The organism is Psychromonas sp. MME2, from assembly GCF_040566515.1.
Taxonomy (GTDB): Bacteria; Pseudomonadota; Gammaproteobacteria; order Enterobacterales; family Psychromonadaceae; genus Psychromonas.
The window spans coordinates 1-5940 of the sequence record NZ_JBEWXI010000008.1 but is presented as its reverse complement, the minus strand read 5'-3'; the positions used below and the strand labels follow the sequence as shown (position 1 = coordinate 5940).

The window sequence follows — 5940 nt, the reverse complement described above, 5'->3', positions numbered from 1 at the left end:
ATACTCGCCCTACTCTCGAGCAGGTCATCGTCGTCAGTACCCTAAAAAGAAAAAATCCCTGCTGACATCGTCAACAGGGATTTTTCGTTTATTAGGCGCTTGGCGATGACCTACTCTCACATGGGGAGACCCCACACTACCATCGGCGCAGCTGCGTTTCACTTCTGAGTTCGGAATGGGATCAGGTGGGACCACAGCGCTATGTTCGCCAAGCTAAAAAGTTAATTAGAAAAGCTGTCTATTATTCTTTAATCTTGCAAGTTGTAAAATATATTGTCGCAAACGTACTTTTTCTTGGTTACATCAACACGTCTTAGGTGTTGTATGGTTAAGCCTCACGGGTAATTAGTACAAGTTAGCTCAATACGTTACCGCACTTACACACCTTGCCTATCAACGTTGTAGTCTCCAACGGCCCTTTAGGGGACTTAAAGTCCCAGTGAGACTCATCTTGAGGCTCGCTTCCCGCTTAGATGCTTTCAGCGGTTATCGATTCCGAACGTAGCTACTGGGCAATGCCATTGGCATGACAACCCAAACACCAGCGGTTCGTCCACTCCGGTCCTCTCGTACTAGGAGCAGCTCCTCTCAATTCTCAAACGCCCACGGCAGATAGGGACCGAACTGTCTCACGACGTTCTAAACCCAGCTCGCGTACCACTTTAAATGGCGAACAGCCATACCCTGGGACCGACTTCAGCCCCAGGATGTGATGAGCCGACATCGAGGTGCCAAACACCGCCGTCGATATGAACTCTTGGGCGGTATCAGCCTGTTATCCCGGAGTACCTTTTATCCGTTGAGCGATGGCCCTTCCATTCAGAACCACCGGATCACTATGACCTACTTTCGTACCTGCTCGACGTGTCTGTCTCGCAGTTAAGCTGGCTTATACCATTGTACTAACCTCACGATGTCCGACCGTGATTAGCCAACCTTCGTACTCCTCCGTTACTCTTTGGGAGGAGACCGCCCCAGTCAAACTACCCACCAAACAATGTCCCAAACCCCGATTCAGGGGCCATGGTTAGAACTCAAAACCTACAAGGGTGGTATTTCAAGGTTGGCTCCACGTCATCTGGCGACAACGCTTCATAGCCTCCCACCTATCCTACACATGTAGGCTCTAAGTTCACTGCTAAGCTGTAGTAAAGGTTCACGGGGTCTTTCCGTCTAGCCGCGGGTACACTGCATCTTCACAGCGATTTCAACTTCACTGAGTCTCGGGTGGAGACAGCATGGCCATCATTACGCCATTCGTGCAGGTCGGAACTTACCCGACAAGGAATTTCGCTACCTTAGGACCGTTATAGTTACGGCCGCCGTTTACCGGGGCTTCGATCAAGAGCTTCGACCTAAGTCTAACCCCATCAATTAACCTTCCGGCACCGGGCAGGCGTCACACCGTATACGTCATCTTGCGATTTAGCACAGTGCTGTGTTTTTAATAAACAGTTGCAGCCATCTGGTATCTTCGGCCGCCAATAGCTCCATCCGCAAGGGACTTCACCGTCAGCGGCGTACCTTCTCCCGAAGTTACGGTACCATTTTGCCTAGTTCCTTCACCCGAGTTCTCTCAAGCGCCTTGGTATTCTCTACCTGACCACCTGTGTCGGTTTGGGGTACGATCCTTATATTTCTGAAGCTTAGAGACTTTTCCTGGAAGCATGGCATCAATGACTTCATCACCTTAGTGACTCGACATCGTATCTCAGTGTTAAGAAAACCCGGATTTACCTAAGTCTTCCACCTACATACTTGAACCTGGACAACCATCGCCAGGCCCACCTAGCCTTCTCCGTCCTCCCATCGCAAAATATAAGGGTACGGGAATATTAACCCGTTTCCCATCGACTACGCCTTTCGGCCTCGCCTTAGGGGTCGACTCACCCTGCCCCGATTAACGTTGGACAGGAACCCTTGGTCTTCCGGCGGGGAGGTTTTTCACCCCCCTTATCGTTACTCATGTCAACATTCGCACTTCTGATACCTCCAGGATGCCTTACAGCTTTCCCTTCGACGGCTTACAGAACGCTCCTCTACCATGCCTATAAATAAGCATCCGCAGCTTCGGTGATATGTTTAGCCCCGTTAAATCTTCCGCGCAGGCCGACTCGACTAGTGAGCTATTACGCTTTCTTTAAAAGATGGCTGCTTCTAAGCCAACTTCCTAGCTGTCTAAGCCTTCCCACATCGTTTCCCACTTAACATATACTTTGGGACCTTAGCTGGCGGTCTGGGTTGTTTCCCTTTCCACGACGGACGTTAGCACCCGCCGTGTGTCTCCCGTGATTGCACTTGTTGGTATTCGGAGTTTGCATGGGGTTGGTAAGTCGGGATGACCCCCTAGCCCAAACAGTGCTCTACCCCCAACAGTGATACACGAGGCGCTACCTAAATAGCTTTCGAGGAGAACCAGCTATCTCTTGGTTTGATTGGCCTTTCACCCCCAGCCACAAGTCATCCCCTAATTTTTCAACATTAGTGGGTTCGGTCCTCCAGTTGATGTTACTCAACCTTCAACCTGCTCATGGCTAGATCACCAAGTTTCGGGTCTAATCCCAGCAACTATTCGCCCAGTTAAGACTCGGTTTCCCTACGGCTCCCCTATACGGTTAACCTTGCTACTGAAATTAAGTCGTTGACCCATTATACAAAAGGTACGCAGTCACCGAACTAAGTCGGCTCCTACTGCTTGTACGTACACGGTTTCAGGTTCTATTTCACTCCCCTCACAGGGGTTCTTTTCGCCTTTCCCTCACGGTACTGGTTCACTATCGGTCAATTAGGAGTATTTAGCCTTGGAGGATGGTCCCCCCATATTCAAACAGGATTTCTCGTGTCCCGTCTTACTCGTTTTCACTGTAAAGAAGTTGTCATATACGGGACTATCACCCTGTATCGTCGGACTTTCCAGACCATTCTACTAACTTCTAAACAGCTTAAGGGCTGTTCCAATTTCGCTCGCCGCTACTTTCGGAATCTCGGTTGATTTCTTTTCCTAAGGGTACTTAGATGTTTCAGTTCCCCTCGTTCGCTTCGTTAAGCTATGTATTCACTTAACGATGACACTAAGTGCCGGGTTGCCCCATTCGGAAATTCCAGGATATAACGCTTGTTATCAACTCCCCTGGACTTATCGCAGATTACCACGTCCTTCATCGCCTCTAATTGCCTAGGCATCCACCGTGCACGCTTATTCACTTAACCATACAACACCTAAAAAGTGTCACGCAGTGACGCGTTTTAGGTATTGTTCCCGAACAGAGATTGACGTCTTTTTGTCAATGTCTGAGTGGGCAACACCATTTGGCATCACTACTTAATACTGATTTTTGTTTTGTATGTCGTTTCCAAGACGCTTGCGATTTCTCATATTTTACAATACAAAAAACAACATTCGTTTTTCGTGCACCTATCAATCATATGATTGAGTAGATACGTACTGTTCACATTTCACTACGTGAAAAATGAACTTTTTATTTTTGCTTGATTACAATGATTAATAAATTAATCATTGAGAACAATTTCGTTTCGTTTAAACATATTGATATCTATATCGATACGTTCAAACAGAACTTTATCAGCTTTCCTAATTGTTAAAGAGCAAACTTTTTCGTAAAAAAAAGCTTAAGATAAATTATCTAACTTATCTTAAGCCTCTTCTATAAAGTTCACTTGGTACACTTACTAATGTAAGTGGTGGAGCTAAGCGGGATCGAACCGCTGACCTCCTGCGTGCAAGGCAGGCGCTCTCCCATGGTTAAAAATGATTTGTCTATCTTTTTTTCATAAACTTACAAGTTGGTGGGTCCCCAAGGGCAGATTTGAACCCCTGTTACCTCACCGTGAAAGGGCGGCGTCCTAGGCCAACTAGACTTCTGCACTTCCAATAACGGCCTGTCATACGTCTTTATCATTCTAATCAAACAATCTGTGTGAACACTCATTATTGTGAATTTCTTTACGTAAGGAGGTGATCCAGCCCCAGGTTCCCCTAGGGCTACCTTGTTACGACTTCACCCCAGTCATGAACCACACCGTGGTCATCGCCATCCCGAAGGTTAAGCTAATGACTTCTGGTGCAGCCCACTCCCATGGTGTGACGGGCGGTGTGTACAAGGCCCGGGAACGTATTCACCGTGGCATTCTGATCCACGATTACTAGCGATTCCAACTTCACGGAGTCGAGTTGCAGACTCCGATCCGGACTACGACAAACTTTATGAGATTCGCATACCCTCGCAGGTTAGCAACCCTTTGTATTTGCCATTGTAGCACGTGTGTAGCCCATCCCGTAAGGGCCATGATGACTTGACGTCGTCCCCACCTTCCTCCGGTTTATCACCGGCAGTCTCCCTAGAGTTCCCGGCTTGACCCGCTGGCAAATAAGGATAGGGGTTGCGCTCGTTGCGGGACTTAACCCAACATTTCACAACACGAGCTGACGACAGCCATGCAGCACCTGTCTCAGAGCTCCCGAAGGCACTCATCAATCTCTTGGTGATTCTCTGGATGTCAAGGGATGGTAAGGTTCTTCGCGTTGCATCGAATTAAACCACATGCTCCACCGCTTGTGCGGGCCCCCGTCAATTCATTTGAGTTTTAACCTTGCGGCCGTACTCCCCAGGCGGTCTATTTAATGCGTTAGCTTTGAAACCCACGGCATATAGCCACAAACTTCTAATAGACATCGTTTACTGCGTGGACTACCGGGGTATCTAATCCCGTTTGCTCCCCACGCCTTCGCGCCTCAGTGTCAGTCTCTGTCCAGGTGGCCGCCTTCGCCACTGGTATTCCTTCAGATCTCTACGCATTTCACCGCTACACCTGAAATTCTACCACCCTCTACAAAACTCTAGTTAACCAGTTTCAAATGCAGTTCCAAGGTTGAGCCCTGGGCTTTCACATCTGACTTAATTAACCACCTTACGCGCGCTTTACGCCCAGTAATTCCGATTAACGCTCGCACCCTCCGTATTACCGCGGCTGCTGGCACGGAGTTAGCCGTTCTCTTCTGCGAGTAACGTCACAGATACAGGGTATTAACCTGCACCCTTTCCTCCTCGCTGAAAGTGCTTTTAACCCGAAAGCCTTCTTCACACACGCGGCATGGCTGCATCAGGGTTTCCCCCATTGTGCAATATTCCCCACTGCTGCCTCCCGTAGGAGTCTGGACCGTGTCTCAGTTCCAGTGCTGGCTGGTCATCCTCTTAAGACCAGCTAGGGATCGTCGCCTTGGTAGGCCTTTACCCTACCAACTAGCTAATCCCACTTGGGCTCATCTTGTCGCGATAGCTTATAAATAGAGGCCACCTTTGGTCAAAAGACATTATGCGGTATTCGCAGTAGTTTCCAACTGTTGTCCCCCACAACAAGGTAAATTGCCAAGCATTACTCACCCGTCCGCCACTCGTCAGCAAAATAGCAAGCTATTCTACTATTTGTACCGTTCGACTTGCATGTGTTAGCCTGGCCAGCGTTCAATCTGAGCCATGATCAAACTCTTCAATTTAAAGTTTAATTTGTATCTTTCGATACGACTCAATATTCACTGACTAAAACTAAAGAACTTACGTTTTTTTTATTCTGAATTAACCACCAAATATAAATATTTGGCCTGTTCATGATTGAAAGATAAATCTTTCAATGTAAATGAATTAATTCGTGTGTCACTTCTATTGATGTTACCTAAACAAGTTAGGTGTAACTTTCTGCAAGCAGAAGCGTTACTTTTTGATTATTTGAAATCACATCAACAATAAGTGCCCACACAGATTGTTTGATTAAATTGTTAAAGAGCTGCCTTGCGGCGAGGTGCGTATATTACGCGCCTTTCAACAATGTCAACGTCTTATTTTACATTTCTTACGAAGCGATGAATGCGTTTCTTATTCTCTGGCGTTCTAACTTTGCGTTACGCCCCGTGTCTGTGGATGC

General features: G+C 47.5%; 3 rRNA genes. All 3 read right to left on the bottom strand.

The annotated features are described in order from the left end of the window. Positions 1–97: 97 nt before the first annotated feature. A 5S ribosomal RNA gene (rrf, locus tag AB1A03_RS08230) occupies positions 98–213 on the bottom strand. Between the two features lie 111 nt (positions 214–324). Beyond that, a 23S ribosomal RNA gene (locus AB1A03_RS08225) occupies positions 325–3210 on the bottom strand. A gap of 759 nt (positions 3211–3969) precedes the next feature. Next, positions 3970–5515: ribosomal RNA gene (locus AB1A03_RS08220) — 16S ribosomal RNA — on the bottom strand. The 16S, 23S and 5S rRNA genes sit together here, the layout of an rRNA operon. Between the last annotated feature and the right edge of the window lie 425 nt (positions 5516–5940).